This window comes from Synechococcus sp. PCC 6716, assembly GCF_022570815.1.
In the GTDB taxonomy this organism is placed as follows: Bacteria; Cyanobacteriota; Cyanobacteriia; order Thermosynechococcales; family Thermosynechococcaceae; genus Thermosynechococcus; species Thermosynechococcus lividus.
The window spans coordinates 1-17,371 of sequence record NZ_JAKLTU010000030.1; the positions used below are offsets into that span (position 1 = coordinate 1).

The window sequence follows — 17,371 nt, forward strand, 5'->3', positions numbered from 1 at the left end:
CTATTTTGATAATCACACAAATAGTGGTGTTGTCGAAGGTATTAACAATAAATTGAAGCTGATCAAGCGGTCAGGTTATGGGTTCAGGAACTTTGACAATTTTCAGTTACGTTGCTTAATTTGCTGGCATTTAGCTATTGATTAAGCATAACTCGGACGATAGAGCCGGATAAATTTAGAGCCACAACTTGCAAGCACTGCGAGTAAGCCTCCTTCAGCCAAGGGTGCTCCTTCTTTAAGCTAGGGAGTAATCCCTGAATAGCTGAGCGTGATAACCCTTTCCCAGTTGATTGGTAGGTTTCTTGGCACAAGTTGAGCGAATAATTACAGTACCAGCGACAGCAGCCAAAGCTTTTGGCTAGGGCTAATCTCTGTCCGTTGGTTGTTTTTATTGGTCGCAATTCATCCCACGATTCACCTGCGGTAGCATCGGGGACTTCTTGCTACATGTCGTTAAAACAGTGGCGATCGCGCCTTTTAGTTCCGCCTCGCTCAGGTGGGTAACAACAAAGACCTCTTGCACCGTTTTGCCACGGCGTGCAATGACCTTGAAGCCTCCCTTAATGGGCACTGACACTCGCAGGTGCAGGTGGGGAGACTTGCCTTTGACCGGGGCAATCACCCCCGGAGTGAGGGTGGTAATGCCCGCTACCTTGGCCAACTTTTCTAGGACGGGAATCAGCCCCTCAATATGGGTAGAGTGATTCAGAACAACTCGACCAGTTGCCGCTGCCATTAGGGTAACCACCGTGCTTGCAGACCGGGTGCCAACGGTTCTGGCATCCCAACTGTAATCTTATCCTGATTTAATTCTAGGGGGAAAAGCCAAATTTGGTGCTGTTGGGGCTGGGGTTGCTCAGAGCGTGGGGGTGCCTCGCTGGTGTCAGGGGTGGGTAGCTCCCCTAGGAGATCGGGGGAACCCTCTAGGGGGGCAGTATCCCCATACAGATCGCTATTGTCAATGGTATCGGGAGTTGAGTGACCCTCGGCATAGTCCACGGCCAAGGTGCGCCCATCGGGAGACAAGCTCAGGTATAAGTCCTGCTGTGGAGCAAAGTCCTTGAGCTTGTATAACTGCTTAGTTTTCAGGTCAAAGAGTCCTAAATAGGGTACCTCACGGTATGTTTCGTCCCCTTCAATCCGCGTCAGAATTACATAAAGGTGCTCTGCTCCAGGGTCAAACTGCGCTGCAAGAATGGAGCCATTCACGGTCAACAACTCTTCATGGGTACCAAAAATGTTCACCACGTATAGCGATCGCGAGAAATTCGGATTAAACTTCACCACCGCAACCTTGCGACCATCGCGGCTAAAATCGAGAACCATGCCGTACTGCGGGAGAAAGTCAAAGGCAGTTTCCTTACTCTCAGGCACCAATGGCACGATCGCCAACCCCTGACCTTGGGCAATAATAAGATGCTGGTTATCAGGGGCAATGCGGAAATCTCCCGCCGCCGCTTGGTTTAGACGGCGGGGCTGAAAGTTGCGATCCAGCAGCCACAGGGAACTCTCCATTGGTTGCAGACGATTAACCCGCTGCACAACAATTTTGCTGCCGTCGTTTGCCAACTGAAAGCGTAGATTTTGGTAGTCGCTATTGTCGAGAATTAAGGAGAGCTCGCCAATAGGGCGCGGTTGACGGCGCGGACGGTCTGGGGCATTGAAATGCAGACCCGTGGTAACCGTATAAAGTTGGGGGTCAAAGCTCATTTGTTCGCCCCGTTCACTAGCACTAAAGAGAATGCGATCGCCAGCGGGATAGGGCTGAAAATCAAACACCCGTAAATTAGGGGGGCTCAAAAAGGTTTTTTGTTGCAGGGTCAGGTTATAGAGAATGAGTCGTCCTTCCTCCACCCCTGAGCCAAGATATACAAGGACGCGATCGCGACTGCGGAACTGACCCTGAAAGGCTTGCATGGGTTTACCTTGGGGGACTGAAACCGCTTCATCAAGGGAGAGCTGAAAGGTTTGGCCGTAGGGAATAGGCTGGGTCAGCGTATAGGCAAAGCGCCGCCCTGACCAACTAGCTTTACCTGCGAGCGGCGGTTCAATCCTTAAGTGTTGCGTCACCGACGACCAATCCATGAGACGATTAAACGCCAAGATAAAGGCACGATCGTCAGCACCAATATCGCGGTTTTGCCAAGTAAAGTAGCGCACTTGGGCATGGGTGCGATCTCCCCCCCAAAGCAGAAGCAGCGTGAATAGCGCCGCCACCAACATGACTCCTAGGGCAGCTTTATCTAGCGGTTGCGGGAAGGGCAGACGCGAGGGACGCATTAGCACAGCGAGGCAGACACACTAGCACCATACCAGATTGCTTCGATTTGCTGAATCATGGCTGCTGCTGCCTCAGGGGTATCGAGCAACACAGTCAGGTGCCCCAGCTTACGCCCCGCGTAAGCCTCTTTTTTGCTGTACCAGTGCAAATGTGCGTGGGGAAGAGCCGCTAGAGCCATACATTTAGCAGTGTAATCTACCTCCGCCGCTGCTAGCCCCAGCAAATTCACCATGACTGCTGCCGGAGTATGCATCGCCGTGCTGCCAAGGGGCTGCCCACTCACTGCCCGCAGATGTTGGGCAAACTGGCTGGTGGCACAGGCATCAATCGTATAGTGACCCGAATTATGGGTGCGGGGGGCAATTTCATTCACGAGCAGCTGCCCGGTGGCGCTTAAAAAGAACTCTATGCCAAAGATCCCGACTGCCTCTAGGGCATTCAAAATCTCCGTTGCCATGCGCTCCACCTGCTGGACAATGGCTGGCGTAACCGCGGCTGGGGCAATCACGCGCCGACAAATTGCGTTGACCTGCTGGGTTTCTACCACTGGATAGAGGGCAATCTCCCCCCGGGGCGATCGCGCCGCCATAATCGCCAGCTCATGGGTATAGGGAACAAACGCCTCTGCAAGAAAGTGCTGCGCTGGGATCTCTGGCCATCGCTGCCGAAACTCTTGCCATGCCGCCTCCGTGCGGATTAAAAACGTGCCCTGACCATCGTACCCATGGCGGCAGGCCTTAATCACGCAGGGTAGCACGGTTGGCCACTCTTCTAAGTAGGCGAAGGCTGGGATCGGAATCCCCAACTCTTGCAGAAAGCGTCGTTGCTGATACTTATCTAGCAAGGGTGCCAAGGAAGACAAGGTCGGATAAAAACAGACTCCTTGCGTTGCAAGGGCGTGTAGCGCGCCCAGATCGACAAATTCGTTTTCAAAAGTGATGACCTCTGTGTGGGCAGCCAACCGCTGGGTGGCCATCACATCACTGACCGCACCGTAAATTACCCCCGCCGCAACCGCTACGGCTGGATCCTTAGGGTCGGGGGTTTGCACCCAAAGGCTGATCCCCATCTCCTTGGCCGCTAACCCCAACATCCATGCCAACTGGCCACCACCAATGACACCAATGCTTGGAATAGGGGATTGTCCTGAGTTCACCATGCAATATGTAATGTACAACCTCACTATTGTCGTAATTTCGAAGTTGGGGCGATCGCCCTCAAATAAATTAGTAAAGAAAAATAAATACAGTTTACCAATTATTTAGTTTTGAAAACAAGAATTTAGATCACTCCCTCTTCCTAGTCAAAAACTATAGATTAATGCTTAAGCCCTTGCATTTTATTTCAATTGTTAAGGGTTTTGTCATCTATATATATTGGATTCATTACGACTATGACTACGACTCTCCAGCGCCGCGAAGGCGCAAATCTGTGGGAGCGGTTTTGTAATTGGGTCACCAGCACCGATAACCGGCTCTATGTGGGCTGGTTTGGGGTGATCATGATCCCAACGCTGCTAGCCGCAACCATTTGCTTTGTGATTGCCTTCATTGCTGCTCCTCCGGTGGACATCGATGGCATCCGTGAACCTGTGTCCGGGTCGCTTATCTACGGCAACAACATCATCACGGGTGCTGTGGTGCCCTCCAGCAACGCCATTGGCTTGCACTTCTACCCCATCTGGGAAGCCGCCTCTCTCGATGAGTGGCTTTACAACGGTGGTCCTTACCAGTTGATCATCTTCCACTTCTTGCTGGGTGCCTCCTGCTACATGGGTCGGCAATGGGAACTCAGCTACCGTCTGGGGATGCGTCCTTGGATTTGCGTTGCCTACTCTGCTCCCTTGGCTTCGGCCTTTGCCGTGTTCTTGATCTACCCCATTGGTCAAGGTAGCTTCTCCGATGGTATGCCCCTCGGTATTTCCGGTACCTTCAACTTCATGATTGTGTTCCAAGCGGAGCATAACATCCTGATGCACCCCTTCCACCAGTTGGGTGTGGCCGGTGTCTTTGGTGGCGCTCTGTTCTCCGCCATGCACGGGTCCTTGGTGACCTCCAGCCTGATTCGTGAAACCACCGAAACCGAGTCGCAAAACTACGGTTACAAATTCGGCCAAGAAGAAGAGACCTACAACATCGTGGCTGCCCACGGTTACTTTGGTCGCTTGATCTTCCAATACGCCAGCTTCAACAACAGCCGTGCGCTGCACTTCTTCTTAGCTGCGTGGCCAGTGGTGGGGATTTGGTTCACCGCTTTGGGGATCAGCACCATGGCCTTCAACCTGAACGGGTTCAACTTCAACCACTCGGTGATTGATTCCAAAGGGAATGTGATCAACACTTGGGCCGACATCATCAACCGTGCCAACTTGGGGATGGAAGTGATGCACGAGCGCAATGCGCATAACTTCCCCCTTGACTTAGCCAGTGCTGAGTCTGCCCCTGTGGCCATGATTGCCCCGAGCATCAACGGCTAATTGCTCAAGAGCCTAGAAGATTACTAAATCTCTATCTCTAACCGTCTCTCGCTGGAGGGGCGGTTTTCCGTATCTGTTCTCTGCCTGCTACTGCGGTTTTTATGGCTTCAAGCGCCGCTGGTATTCTCAAAGGGATGGTTGGCGACCCTTCCCTCGCCACGTTTCAGTTACTTTGGCGCATGCAGTGGCGTGGGGCAGGAATATCCATACGCCTTTGGCGGGGCGAAGGAAGCCTGCGCTGTACCCGTGGGTCAGCAGTGTTGGGAGGATGTCACTGGCGGATCCTCTAGCTACTGTGGGCGGCAAGAATGGCTGCCGCTAGTTTTTCGGGTACTTCTTGCAAATGGTCAAACTCCCAGTGAAAACCCCCAGCCCCCATGGTGATTGAGCGCAGCTCCACAACGAAGTCATGCATTTCTGACTGTGGCAGGTAAGCCTCAATTTGCTCCCACCCCGGCCAGTCTGCCTTTTGGTCGTAACCCAGCACTTGCCCCCGGCGACCCGTGAGGGCTTGCATGACTTTAGCAGTAAAGGCTTTGGGCACCCACACGTGCACCCTCATAATTGGCTCTAGCAGTTGCGGCTCGCACTGAGGAATACCCGCTTGCATGGCGAGGCGGGCTGCTTGGCGGAACGCTTGCTCGGAGCTATCCACAGAATGATAGGAGCCATTGGTGAGGGTCACCGCCAAGTCCACCATCGGAAAGCCCAACGGGCCATGGTTGAGAAATTCCCGCACTCCCTGCTCAACCCCAGGAATATATTGCTTGGGCACCACACCCCCCACAATGGTTTCAGCAAACTGAAAACCGCTGCCGCGACTGAGGGGGGCAATGTCCAGATAGACATCCCCAAATTGACCATGGCCGCCGGTCTGATGCTTATAGCGCCCATGGCTGTTGTGGGTGCTACGCCGGATGGTTTCTTTGTAGGGCACGCGCGGCAGATGGGTTTGCATGGGCAGGTTGTACTTCCGCCGCAGGCGATCGAGGGCGATGTGCAGGTGAATTTCCCCTTGTCCCCAAAGGATAATTTCGTGGGTGTCGCCGTGGTGTTCCCAGCGTAGAGCCGGATCTTCTTCTAGGAGCTTTTGCAGCGCCGTGGTTAGCTTGACTTCATCACTGCGTTTGGTGGGGGTAATGGCTAGGGCATAGACCGGCTCAAGCTGTTCGGCGCGCGGGAGAGCCGCTGCTTGACCATCCAGACTAAGGGTGTCACCGGTGGCAATTCCCTCTAGGCGTGCCAAGAGGACAATGTCGCCAGCGGTGGCTTGATTTTGGGATTGTAGTTGGTGCCCAAGGGCGCGATACATCCCGCCAATACGCACACCGTTAAGGCTCATGCCATCGGTGAGGGTGCCCTGCCACACGCGTACCAAGGAGAGCTTGCCGCCCCCTTGGGGTAAATAAAAGGTTTTCAAGACCTGTGCCAAGGGGGCATCCCCAGCGAGCTGACGACGAGCCGCCGTCTCCTGCGCGGCGGGTGCTTCCCGCTCTAGGGCGGCTAGGAGGGGGCGCACGCCGTAATCTGTTTGGGCGCTGCCAAAGAAGACGGGGACAATGAGGTCGGCTCCTAGCTCCCAGCGCAAATCCGCCATAATTTCGCTGGTGGGTGGGGCAATGTCCTCCAGTAGCTCTTCTAGTAGGTGATCATCGTAGTTGGCCAGGGCTTCAAGGAGTTCAGCCCGCGCTGCTTGCTCCACAGTTCGCAGGGCATTGGGGAAGGGCACTAGATCGGCGGCAGCACCCGCGTGGTAGTGGTAGGCGTCTTCACTGACAAGGTCGATGTAGCCTAGCAAATCATCACCGTTCCAGATGGGGTATTGGTGGGGCACCAGTGGCCGCGTGGAGACCTGACGATAGGCAGCCAGAATGTCCATAAAGGAATCGTGAGAGCGCTCCATCTTATTCACAAAGAGAATATGAGGGATCTGCCAGTCGTCAAGACATTTAAATAGGGGGGTGAGGGTAAAGGCGCGATCGCTGAGGGGTTCGCACACCACAATGGCCATATCAACTCCGATAAGGGCATTGAGGGTTTCTTGGAGCAACTCTACTGAGCCGGGGCAGTCTAGCAAAGTCATCTCTAGCTCCCCCCAGTGGGCATAGGCCACGTTGATTTCTGTGCCCATGTGGCGATCGCGGGCTTCGGGGCTGCTATCGAGGAGGCTGCTGGCCTTGCCATTGATGGTTTGGGTGAGGCGTAAAATACTGTCGAGAAGGGTCGTCTTACCGCTGTTGTAGCTGCCTATCAGGGCAATGTTGCATTGTCTTGCCATCGGACACCTGCCTTTTGGTTTGCCATTCGGGTCAAAATTGTCCAGAATAGACCCTTAGTTTCTTGTTTATATAAATTCTCACTCTGTGGCGATCGCCACCGGGGAAATTTGCAGCATCTCTTAAGGGATGCGTAAACAACCATTAAGCGTCGGTTAATTGTTGCGAGGAGAACTCACTCACGATGAAATTACGACAGATGTGCGCCCTAGGGGCGATCGCTGTGACCTTAGGGGTTGCCACCCCTGCGGTTGCTAATAGTCAATTGGCCGTGCTCATGCAGGAAGGTCGTCGTTTGGTGGAGGCGGGCAGCTACGATCAAGCCCTTGCGGTCTATCAGCAACTCCTGCAAAGCGATAGTCGCAATCCTCGTGTTCATTCTGCCCTTGGGTTTATTTATGCCCAGCGGGGGCAATTTGCGGAGGCTGCCCGTGCTTACCAGCAAGCCATTGAACTCGATCGCCAAAACCCAGACTTTTACTATGCCTTGGGCTACAGCCTAGGGATGATGGGGGAAAACCATGGGGCTGCGGCTGCCTATCGCCAAGCCATTCGCCTCAATAATCGCAATGCTCAAGCCTACGAAGGGCTGGCGGTGATTTTGGCGCGCCTTGGCGATCCCCAAGGGGCGATCCAAGCCTACCGCTCTGTGATTAGCTTAGAGCCACGCAGTTGGTCTGCCTATAAGGGATTAGGCGTGCTCTTGCTCCAGCAGCGCAACGTGGCGGAGGCTCTTACCACGCTCCGGCAAGCTGCACGTTTAGCCCCCAATAATGCCTCGGTGCAACTGAATTTGGGGATGGCACTGTTGGCGGCTGGCGATCCAACCAGCGGTTGGCAGGCCATTGACCAAGCGATGGCAATGGGTCAGCGAGATCTAGACCTACTAGAGCAAATTGCTGAGCTAGCCGCAGCGGCGAATGAACCCCAGCGCGCTGTACAAGCCTATCGCCGGATGATTTCCCTGAATCCAGAGCGCCTTCTCACCTATATCCAGTTAGGAGATCTGCTGATGCAGCAAAATAACCCTCTGGAGGCGGCTGCCACCTACCGCCAAATTACCCGCATTAGCCCCACCAACCCTGAAGGGTTCTATAAGCTCGGACGCGCCTTGGCAGTGCAAGGTCGTCGCTCAGAGGCGCGTAGTGCCTACCAAACGGCACTAAAACTCTACCGAGAACAAAACAATCCTCAGGGGGAGACCAAGGTCAAAGAGGCAATGCGCCAACGTAACTAAGGGCAGTTAGAGCGCCCCGGGGCGGGGACGCACAACTCCCACTCAGCATTAAAGGGTTCGTAGCCAATGGCCAGACCAGCACGCTCGACCTGTTCGCGTACCTGCTCAAAGCAGGGGAAGCCATCGGGACGCACGGCAATGATCACGTATTCGCGATCGCCCCGGTTGCGCAGGTTGGCAAGGTAAATCGCCAGCAATGACGTGTTGCTGGCTAACTGCGATTGGGGAACCAGTTGCCGTTGGGGATGGATGACGACCCCATCGCGGCGGCATTCTAAATAGCGGGGGGCGCGACCATCATTTTGGGCTGTTTCCCGCGCCAAAATTTGGACGGTAGTGCGCTCGCGGGTGAGGCTGCTGACGCTAATGACCACCACCAGTAGGATCAGGGTGCCAATCGTACAGGCCAAAATCGACAGAAAGGGAAACAGATCCAGTTGCAGGGGTTGACGGCGCACAAACAGGGTTAAATAATTTTGGGCACACGGAAAAAGTCATCTTCGCGATCAGGGGCGATCGCCAGCAGGTCTTCGCGGTTTGCGTCGGTGGTCAAGGTGTCGGGACGGGTTACATTACTCACTTCAATGGCACGGGTGGTGGGTGCCACAGTGCTAACCTCCAGTTCACTAAGCTGGTTCACGTAGTCAAGAATGCTATCTAGCTGAGCAGTGAGGGCGGCAATTTCGCTTTCCTCAATAGCTAAGCGCGCTAAGTGAGCCACCTTGCGCACATCCTCTGCGGTAATCACTTTAGTTCCCATGGGTTGCTACCTAGAAATACACATCCATGCTGGATCGCCCGGTGGTTTTCAGCCAGTTCTGTGCCTCAATGTAGTTATTAGGGGCAAGCTGAATCGCCCGTTTCCAGTAGTCCGCTGCCCGATCAAATAACTGCTCTGCCTCCTCGGAGTTCTGTTGCTCCTCAGCCAGCGTCCCGAGATAGTGATAGATAACCGCCACGTTATTGAGGGCTTGGGGCATCCGCGGATTTAGATCAAGGGCTTGGTGATAGTAGGCCAATGCCTTCTCGTGCTCACCGTTACTGGCGTGGATCAGGCCAATGTTGTACAGGATATAACTGCGATCGTTGGGGTCTTCTTCCAGTTCAAGAGCTGCTTCATAATTTTCCAGTGCCTCGGCGTACTCACCATCCGCCTGCGCTGACATCCCGTCGCGATAGTAGGCAAAGGCGGTTTTGGCCTGGGAGTTGGTGGGCAAAACCTTGAGAATGAGATCGGCCATGACCGTAAAGGTTTTGTCAATGAAGTTATCGTTCCGTTGCGATCGCGGCATAGTACGTAGGGAGTAGTCTTTTGCTTAGTGTATCAAAGGAACTACGACCCGCAGCAACTCGCCTCGCTAGGTTACAGCAAGGCAAACAGATCGCTATCTAGGTCGTAGCCAAAGATAGCGGCCATGGCCTTCACCTTTTCGGGGGCGGCGTAGCCGTGGGCTTGCAACCATTGCCACAGGGTAAAGACCTTGGCCATAACAAAAATATCAAGGGCTTGGGGGTTAAACACAATGCCCTGCTGCGGATGAAACTCGTGGGGAATCAGCATAGCGGCATAGCGAACCAGTTCCCCCTCTGACCAGTTGAGCAGGTAGGGCAGCCACGGATAGCAAACATCGGCACGAATAAACCAGAGACGCACCGGGGCAAGCTCTGATAACTCTAAATCGGGGTCCTCGTCAGGGCGAGGATACTCAATGGTAAAGCTTAGGGACTGATGGTGCTCAAGCAGGGTGCCTGCGGCCATCAGTGGCTCCAAGGCAGCACTGAGGGGCGTCAGATCAAGGCGATCAATCGTGTCTGGCTTAAGCGCAATGGCGATCGCCACAGGAACGCTCCCCCCGCATTTTTACCAATTTATACCAATTTACAAGCACCCTATAGCACTTGCTGCACTTCAGCAATTTCGGGAATCGACTCTTTTAACTTGCGTTCAATCCCCATACGCAGGGTCATCGTTGAACTGGGGCACGACCCACAGGCTCCCTGCAACCGCAGCCGCACCACTGGACCTTCAATTTCGACAAGCTCAACATTGCCGCCGTCCGCCATCAGGTAAGGGCGCAGTTCATCAAGAACTTTTTCAACATTTTCATTGCACAGTTCAAGGGTTGCTGCCATAGTTACTGTCCTTAGCCTGTCGTTAGCCGAAGTACATTACATCTAGGGTAATTCTATCACTGCACGGTGGTAAGCCAAACGTAACAATTCCTTGGGGTGCTAATGGATCCAAGTCTAGGGAAATCCTAGGGGCGATCGCCGGAATCGGAACCTCACAACGGTACAATGGTAGCTTGGTGAACTGCACGGTAGGACATGATTTCCAGTAATGATTTTCGCCCGGGTGTGAGTATTGAGCTAGATGGTTCCGTCTGGCGGGTTGTTGAGTTTTTACACGTCAAGCCCGGTAAAGGCTCGGCCTTTGTGCGCACCAAATTAAAAAACGTGCAGACGGGGAATGTAATTGAGCGCACCTTTCGTGCTGGGGAAACGGTTCCCCAAGCCACCCTAGAAAAACGCACCATGCAACATACCTATAAAGATGGCGAAGATTTCGTCTTTATGGATATGGAAAGCTACGAAGAGGCACGGCTGTCGCCGAGTCAGATGGGCGATCGCGCCAAGTACCTCAAAGAAGGCATGGAAGTGAATATTATCAAATGGGGCGAGCAAGTCCTTGAGGTTGAGTTGCCCAACTCCGTCGTCTTAGAAGTCACGCAGACCGATCCTGGGGTCAAAGGGGATACCGCCACCGGCGGCACAAAGCCAGCCATCGTCGAGACCGGCGCCCAAGTCATGGTGCCGTTATTTATCTCAGTGGGTGAGCGGATTCGCATTGATACCCGCACCGATTCTTACCTTGGCCGCGAATAGGAGTAACGGGTGTGGAGCTTGATCTCAACCAAGTACGCGAACTGTTGTTGATGTTTGATCAAACCAGTGTCACCGAACTCAACCTCAAAAGCGGTGAACTGGAACTGCAACTGCGCAAGGGTGAGCACCTCAGTAGCTCTAGCCCGCCAGTGGTTACAGCAGCCTCACCCCCGGCTCCGCCAGTCCTAGCGCCAGACTCAGACCCTACCCCACCCCCAGCCAACCGCAAAACCGTGGATATTGCTGCCCCCATGGTGGGTACGTTTTACCGCGCTCCGGCCCCCGATGAGCCGCCCTTTGTGGAAGTGGGCGATAGGGTCACCAAAGGACAGGTGGTCTGTATTATCGAAGCGATGAAGCTAATGAACGAGATTGAGTCAGAAGTCAACGGCCAAGTAGTTGAGATTCTGGTGCAGAACGCCGCCCCCATTGAATACGGCCAACCCTTAATGCGCATCTTGCCTAACTAAGACTTGTTACAAAACTTAAAAAAGTGCCATCCTAGGAACTAGGTAGGGTTTTTGAGGATGAGGCATGACCCGTCAAGTTGTGGTTGTCGGGGCTGGTATCGGTGGCCTAACGGCGGCAGCCTTGTTAGCACGGCACGGCTACGGGGTAACCGTTTTTGAGCAAGCACAGCAACTGGGAGGATGTGCGTCAACATTTTGGCGGCGTGGCTTTACCTTTGATGTCGGTGCCACCCAAGTCGCTGGCTTGGAACCAGGGGGAATTCACGAGCAAATTTTCTCTGAACTGGAGGTCTCCCTACCCACTGCAACCCCCTGCGATCCAGCCTGTGCGGTTTACTTGCCGAACGAGACAACGCCCATTCAGGTCTGGCGCGATCGCCAGCGCTGGCAACAGGAGCGACAACAGCATTTTCCAGGGAGTGAAGGCTTTTGGCAAAGCTTAGAACGGCTCTTTGCCATTAGTTGGCGGTTTCAACAGCGCCAGCCCATTTTGCCACCGCGCACCCCCTTTGATCTCTGGCAGTTGGTGCAGGCGCTGCGCCCCGATACCGTGCTGACACTGCCGCTGAGCCTGATGACAGTGACGGATTGGCTGAATTTGTGGGGCTTAGGGGGCGATCGCCGCCTGCGGCAGTTTTTAGATCTGCAACTGAAGCTCTACTCCCAAGTCGATGCCTCAGAAACCGCACTCCTGTATGCGGCTACAGCTCTGTGTTTGTCTCAGGCACCCCATGGGCTTTATCATCTGCACGGCAGTATGCAAGTCCTCAGTGATCGGCTGGCCACAGCTATCCGGCGCGATGGCGGCCAAATTCACACCCGCCATTGGGTCACGCAAATTCTGGTTGATCACGGCTGTGCCGTGGGGGTAGAGGTACAGAACTTAAAAACCAAAACCACCACTCGGGTTGACGCGGATCATGTTATTGCCAACGTCCCGGCCCAAAATTTGCCCCAGCTACTTGGGAAGGCAATTCCGAGGGGCTATCTGCACCGCCTGAAAACCCTGCCCCCTGCCTCTGGTGCGTTTGTGCTCTACTTAGGGGTGAAAGACGCCGCCATTCCTGAGAACTGCCCTCCCCACTTGCAATTTCTCTACGATGGCACCGGCCCCATTGGTGAAAATAATTCGCTGTTTGTCTCGGTGAGTCAACCGGCGGATGGCCGCGCCCCTGAGGGCTATCGCACCCTCATTGCCTCTAGTTTTACGGAGCCCAGCTTTTGGCGACAGCCCGATTTAGACTATGGGCGCACAAAAGCAGCCTATACCCAAGACGCACTGGCACGGCTGGGGCAGTTCTTTGATCTGCGGCCAGAGCACATCATCCACTGCGAAGCGGCCACCCCGCGCACCTTTGCGCGCTACACCGCCCGCCTAGATGGCATTGTCGGTGGCATTAGTCAGCGCCTGAGCACCTTTGGCCCTTTTAGTCTGGCGACCCGTACCCCTATTCCTCACCTTTGGCTGGTGGGCGACTCGGTGCATCCGGGGGAGGGCACCGCAGGGGTGAGCTATGGGGCGCGATCGCTGGTGCAGCAATTACTCGCAGGCGATCGCTAGATTTTGGTAAAAATCACTATAATAGAAAACACCCGTTTCATTCAGAGGACGTTGAGCGACTGTGTTTGCCACCCTTGCCCGCCCCCCCCTACCAACAGATTTAGTTGCAGCCATTCAGGCGCTCAAGCAAGAGCTGAACGCTGTTATTTTGGCGCATTACTACCAAGATCCGGTGATTCAAGATGTCGCTGATTATATTGGTGACTCCTTGGGGCTGTCGCGGCAAGCGGCGCAGACGACGGCGGATGTCATTGTCTTTGCTGGGGTTCACTTCATGGCGGAAACGGCCAAAATTCTCAACCCCACGAAGCTGGTGCTACTGCCGGATTTGGCTGCTGGCTGCTCCTTGGCCGATAGCTGCCCCCCAGATGCTTTTGCCGCCTTTAAGGCACGCCACCCCAACCATTGGGTGATCTCCTACATTAACTGCACAGCCGAGATTAAAGCTCTCAGCGATATTATTTGCACCAGTTCCAATGCGGTGAAGATTGTCCAGCAACTGCCAGCGGATCAACCCCTCATTTTTGCCCCCGATCGCAATTTGGGGCGCTACGTGATGGCGCAAACCGGACGGCAGATGGTGCTGTGGGAGGGCAGTTGTATTGTCCATGAAACGTTTTCAGAGCGGCGAATTCTCGAATTAAAAGCCCAGCACCCAACAGCACAGGTTATTGCCCATCCGGAGTGCGAAGAGGGGGTGCTGCGCCACGCCGATTTTATTGGCTCGACCACGGCGCTTCTGACGTACACCGACACCCACGACCAAGATACCTTTATCGTCGTTACCGAACCGGGGATTTTGCACCAAATGCAGCGACGGCATCCCCACAAAACCTTTATCCCTGCTCCGCCTCGCGATCAAACCTGTAACTGCAATGAGTGTCCCTTTATGCGGCTAAATACCCTCGAAAAGCTGTATCTATGTATGCGCGATCGCCAACCCCAGATCGACCTGCCCGAAGATATTCGCCGTGCGGCGCTTCAGCCCATTCAACGGATGCTAGACCTCTCCTAGGGGCAGCGGTTGGCCACGAATTGACCTCTCTAGTAACTGCATGGGGTGATAGACGGGAACCCGGCTCCCCTGATCCTGCAGGTGCCGCTTCAGTTGCACACTACAGCCCACATTGGCAGAGACAATGACATCGGGACGGGTGTTGAGGAGGTTGCGCACCTTTTGCCGCCCCAGTTCTGCGGCCACTTCAGGCTGAAAAATGTTATAGACCCCGGCACTGCCACAGCACAGTGCTGCATCAATGGGTTCGCGCAACTGCACTTGGGGAATCTGCCGCAGGAGTTGGCGCGGTTCTAGGCGAATTTTTTGGCCGTGGATCATGTGGCAGGCATCTTGATACACCAAGGTCAAGGGGCGATCGCTGAGGGGATGGAGGGGGGTCACCAGTCCCTTGGTTGCTAAAAAGACTTGGACATCGTCCACCTTGGCAACAAAGTGCCGGGCGCGATCGCCATAGTCGGGATCCTGAGCCAGCAGGTGATGATACTCCTTGAGGGTGTGTCCACACCCCGAGGCATTGATGAGGACGTTATCCACCGCTGCCGCTGCAAAACAATCAATCATGCGTCGGGCAAGGGCTTGGGCTTGCGCTTCTTCCCCTTGGTGGTGCGGCAGCGCCCCACAACAGCCCTGCTGCGGCGGCACGACCACGTCAAAGCCATTGGCACTCAGAACGGCGATCGTCGCATCGTTCACCTCTGGTAAAAAGAGTCGCTGCACACAGCCCAGAATCACCCCCACACGCCCCCGCCGTTTCCCTTGGGCAGGAATTACCGTCGGGTAAGTATCCCGAAAGCTCGCCGCTGAGAGCGGCGGTAGCATGGCATACATCGCCGCCAACGGCTTTGGTAACAGGCGCGTCAGTCCCCCCACTCGCCGCTCCAGTGCCGCTAATCCTAGGCGCTGGTAAAGCCATAGGGGCAGTAAAAGGGGGCGCAGCCGATTTGGATAGGGCAAGGTTTGGAAAATAAACTGCCGGAAGAGGCGAGCCACAGGCGCCCGGGGGTAATTGCGCTGCACTTGGGCGCGGGTGGCGCTAATCAGCTTGTCGTACTGCACCCCCGACGGGCATGTAGTTACACAGGCGAGGCACCCCAAGCAGGTGTCAAAGTGGTTGGCCACCGCTGCCAAGGGGGCTTCACCGTTATTAATGGCATCCATGAGATAGATGCGCCCACGGGGGGAGTCGGCTTCCGTGCCAAGGATGCGATAGCTGGGGCAGGTTGCGAGGCAAAACCCACAGTGCACACAGGCATCAATAAGGGTTGGATCGGGCGGAGAATGGCGGTCAAACCCCGCAACGGGATCAATGGCTGTCATGCAAACCTCCGTAAGACCCTTGCCCTTCGGACAGGGGGATGTCGATACAACGTTGCTTAGAGACCACCAACAAAAGCGCCAGCACCAAAGACACCCGTTGCATCCAATTGTTGCTTAAGAGTCCGCATCAATTCAAGGGCATTGCCGCGATAGTCCCAAGGGTCAAGCTGCTGCTTTAAGGACAGCGGCGCGGCCAAAAGGGTGACATAGCCCCGCTGCACCCACTGGCGCAGACTGCGAATGAGTTGCTCTAAGGCTGGGGTATCACCATGGAGATAGGCATAGCCGATCCCTTGGGCGATCGCCACCGTGGCGCGACACTCACAATGCAAGCGGCTGGCCTCTTGGTGGAGATAGATCAGCCCCTTGAGGGCATCCCTAGGGCACAGGCCTACCTTGAGGATCACCTGCTCTGGGGTTGGGTTGAGAAGAATTCCAGCTGGTTCTTGTAGGTGTAGGCTCAGTTGGCTGGCAGTGGCAATGTCAGCGAGGCGATCGCCCAAGGTGCCGCTGGCTATAACCTCCCGCAGGGTATGGAATTCTAGATCCAGCAGTAGCTGACCACTGCGCTCCAAAACTAGATCAAATCGCACCGGGGTCAGCGAACTTGCCAAGAGGGTGTCTAGCCCAGTGGCCAATGCGGCAGGATCCCCGTGTAACTGCCACCGCTGAACCGCATCTGGCAATGGATAGACCCGTAAGGTTACCTCTGTGAGAATACCTAAGCTGCCATAGCTACCCACCAGCAACTTCATCAGGTCATAGCCCGCCACATTTTTAACCACCCGCCCGCCCGCTTTCACCAGTTGACCATCACTACGAATAAACTGCACCCCAAGACATTGATCGCGCCAAGAACCATAGCGGTGGCGCAGCGTCCCGTTAGCTTGGGTGGCCAAACMCCCGCCAAGGGTTGCAGTGTCTTGGTAAAGCGGATCCGCCGCAATCCATTGACCGGCTCTGGCTAACTGGTGCTGAAGGTGCTGAAAGCGAATTCCCACTTGGGTGGTAACCGTCATGTCGGCAGCAGCATGATCAATGACCTGTTGCCACGCCGTTGTCCGCAAAAAAAGATCAACCTTGGGGTGTCCCCCTAGCCAATTGAGTTTCGTGCCGGCTCCGAGGGCTAACATCCGCCAGCCCTCGCGATGGGCGCAGGCCACTACCGCTGCCCCTTGCTCAGGGGTAGGAGGGGTGACAATGAGGGCTGCTTCCGGGAGGTAACCGCGTAAGTGGGGATGGCGATCGCCTAGGTCGCTCACCGCTGTAATCGCTGCCTCCCCCAGCAGTGCTATCAGTGTCTGTTTCATCGCTACCTCCGAGAAACCCTACCGTTTTAGGGCAGGGAGGGACAGGAGCGGCAACTGAGCGAGGCTCGACGCCTCCGAAGTTGCCGTACAGGGGTACTAGTCTCACAGAATTTACAATGTTTTACAATACAATGTTAAGACAGCGAATTGATTATGTTCAAAGCTCTGCTTTGTTGACGGCGTGGAAAAAGCAGGATGACCTGCAATTTCTCAACGAGGTCAGTAGCGTTCCTTTGCAGCAAGGATTGAGGCATCTGCAATCCGCTTTCAGTAACTTCTGTCGTTACCATCCGATTGAATGCTGCGGGGCAGTGGTACACCAGCCTGCCGTTTGACGATCCGCGCGATTTGACCTTGCCACCTTCCACCAACGCTGTAGGCTTGGATGCAGGGATTAGCAGCCTCATCACCCTGAGTACAGGCGAAAAGGTTGCCAATCCCAAGCATCTTGACCAGCGAGACAAACAACTGCGACGGGCACAAAAGGCATTGAGTCGCAAGCAAAAGGGGTCTCGCAATCGAGAAAAAGCACGACTTAA

The 17,371-nt window shown here is 54.9% G+C and carries 20 protein-coding genes; 8 read left to right on the forward strand and 12 right to left on the reverse strand.

Features of this window, described 5'->3' with window-relative positions:
- Positions 1 to 145, forward strand: a 145-nt coding sequence (locus tag L5220_RS11435) for a transposase (protein ID WP_499573702.1), incomplete at its 5' end; no start/stop codon positions are given.
- Here the strand turns inward: L5220_RS11435 and L5220_RS11440 are convergent.
- Genes L5220_RS11440 through L5220_RS11455 form a run of 4 tightly spaced genes read right to left on the reverse strand, consistent with a single transcriptional unit; the run spans position 135 to position 3,440 of the window.
- Entirely contained in the window at positions 135 to 401 is a 267-nt protein-coding gene (locus L5220_RS11440) for a helix-turn-helix domain-containing protein (protein WP_499573684.1), read from the reverse strand. The genes L5220_RS11435 and L5220_RS11440 overlap by 11 nt on opposite strands.
- Positions 389 to 736, reverse strand: a complete 348-nt coding sequence (locus L5220_RS11445; protein WP_499573686.1) for a DUF2103 domain-containing protein — start codon at positions 734 to 736, stop codon at positions 389 to 391. Before L5220_RS11445 ends, L5220_RS11440 begins: the two co-directional genes overlap by 13 nt.
- Entirely contained in the window at positions 736 to 2,280 is a 1,545-nt protein-coding gene (locus L5220_RS11450; protein ID WP_499573687.1) for a hypothetical protein, read from the reverse strand. The genes L5220_RS11445 and L5220_RS11450 overlap by 1 nt, the downstream gene beginning before the upstream one ends.
- Positions 2,280 to 3,440, reverse strand: coding sequence for a 5-(carboxyamino)imidazole ribonucleotide synthase (locus tag L5220_RS11455; protein WP_499573688.1), 1,161 nt, complete (start codon positions 3,438 to 3,440; stop codon positions 2,280 to 2,282). The genes L5220_RS11450 and L5220_RS11455 overlap by 1 nt, the downstream gene beginning before the upstream one ends.
- Positions 3,441 to 3,674: 234 nt before the next feature.
- On the opposite strand from L5220_RS11455, the gene psbA reads away from it, so the two are divergent.
- A complete protein-coding gene (gene psbA / locus L5220_RS11460) occupies positions 3,675 to 4,757 on the forward strand; it encodes a photosystem II q(b) protein (RefSeq protein WP_448524641.1) in 1,083 nt (360 codons plus the stop codon).
- A gap of 286 nt (positions 4,758 to 5,043) precedes the next feature.
- Here psbA and L5220_RS11465 read toward each other — a convergent pair whose 3' ends face one another.
- Complete coding sequence (locus L5220_RS11465) at positions 5,044 to 7,035, reverse strand: elongation factor G (protein WP_499499007.1); 1,992 nt, start codon at positions 7,033 to 7,035, stop codon at positions 5,044 to 5,046.
- A gap of 182 nt (positions 7,036 to 7,217) precedes the next feature.
- Here L5220_RS11465 and L5220_RS11470 point away from each other — a divergent pair, with 182 nt between their 5' ends.
- A complete protein-coding gene (locus L5220_RS11470) occupies positions 7,218 to 8,270 on the forward strand; it encodes a tetratricopeptide repeat protein (protein ID WP_499573691.1) in 1,053 nt (350 codons plus the stop codon).
- Here L5220_RS11470 and L5220_RS11475 read toward each other — a convergent pair.
- From L5220_RS11475 to L5220_RS11495, 5 genes are all read right to left on the reverse strand, one after another.
- Complete coding sequence (locus L5220_RS11475) at positions 8,267 to 8,728, reverse strand: hypothetical protein (RefSeq protein WP_499573692.1); 462 nt, start codon at positions 8,726 to 8,728, stop codon at positions 8,267 to 8,269. The two genes, L5220_RS11470 and L5220_RS11475, sit on opposite strands and share 4 nt — an antisense overlap.
- Before the next feature lie 8 nt (positions 8,729 to 8,736).
- A complete protein-coding gene (gene gatC, locus L5220_RS11480; protein WP_448514760.1) occupies positions 8,737 to 9,030 on the reverse strand; it encodes an Asp-tRNA(Asn)/Glu-tRNA(Gln) amidotransferase subunit GatC in 294 nt (97 codons plus the stop codon).
- A 10-nt stretch (positions 9,031 to 9,040) separates the two neighbouring features.
- On the reverse strand, positions 9,041 to 9,562 hold the full coding sequence (locus tag L5220_RS11485; protein ID WP_499573695.1) for a photosystem I assembly protein Ycf3: 522 nt from the start codon (positions 9,560 to 9,562) through the stop codon (positions 9,041 to 9,043).
- Between the two features lie 71 nt (positions 9,563 to 9,633).
- A complete protein-coding gene (locus L5220_RS11490; RefSeq protein ID WP_099798863.1) occupies positions 9,634 to 10,110 on the reverse strand; it encodes a CRR6 family NdhI maturation factor in 477 nt (158 codons plus the stop codon).
- A gap of 50 nt (positions 10,111 to 10,160) precedes the next feature.
- Entirely contained in the window at positions 10,161 to 10,403 is a 243-nt protein-coding gene (locus L5220_RS11495) for a NifU family protein (protein WP_099798862.1), read from the reverse strand.
- Between the two features lie 195 nt (positions 10,404 to 10,598).
- Here L5220_RS11495 and efp point away from each other — a divergent pair, with 195 nt between their 5' ends.
- The 4 genes from efp to nadA all read left to right on the forward strand — a co-directional run bounded on the left by efp (position 10,599) and on the right by nadA (position 14,202).
- Positions 10,599 to 11,156, forward strand: a complete 558-nt coding sequence (efp, locus tag L5220_RS11500) for an elongation factor P (RefSeq protein ID WP_099798861.1) — start codon at positions 10,599 to 10,601, stop codon at positions 11,154 to 11,156.
- 11 nt (positions 11,157 to 11,167) lie between these two features.
- A complete protein-coding gene (accB, locus tag L5220_RS11505) occupies positions 11,168 to 11,626 on the forward strand; it encodes an acetyl-CoA carboxylase biotin carboxyl carrier protein (RefSeq protein WP_448527107.1) in 459 nt (152 codons plus the stop codon).
- A 64-nt stretch (positions 11,627 to 11,690) separates the two neighbouring features.
- Entirely contained in the window at positions 11,691 to 13,187 is a 1,497-nt protein-coding gene (gene crtD, locus L5220_RS11510) for a C-3',4' desaturase CrtD (RefSeq protein ID WP_499573697.1), read from the forward strand.
- 61 nt (positions 13,188 to 13,248) lie between these two features.
- Positions 13,249 to 14,202, forward strand: a complete 954-nt coding sequence (nadA, locus tag L5220_RS11515) for a quinolinate synthase NadA (RefSeq protein ID WP_448527109.1) — start codon at positions 13,249 to 13,251, stop codon at positions 14,200 to 14,202.
- Here the strand turns inward: nadA and L5220_RS11520 are convergent.
- A complete protein-coding gene (locus L5220_RS11520; protein WP_099798858.1) occupies positions 14,188 to 15,522 on the reverse strand; it encodes a (Fe-S)-binding protein in 1,335 nt (444 codons plus the stop codon). The two genes, nadA and L5220_RS11520, sit on opposite strands and share 15 nt — an antisense overlap.
- Positions 15,523 to 15,578: 56 nt before the next feature.
- Complete coding sequence (locus L5220_RS11525) at positions 15,579 to 16,832, reverse strand: FAD-binding oxidoreductase (protein WP_499573699.1); 1,254 nt, start codon at positions 16,830 to 16,832, stop codon at positions 15,579 to 15,581.
- Between the two features lie 348 nt (positions 16,833 to 17,180).
- On the opposite strand from L5220_RS11525, the gene L5220_RS11530 reads away from it, so the two are divergent.
- Positions 17,181 to 17,371: transposase (locus L5220_RS11530; protein ID WP_499573700.1), on the forward strand; the 191-nt coding region annotated here is incomplete at its 3' end.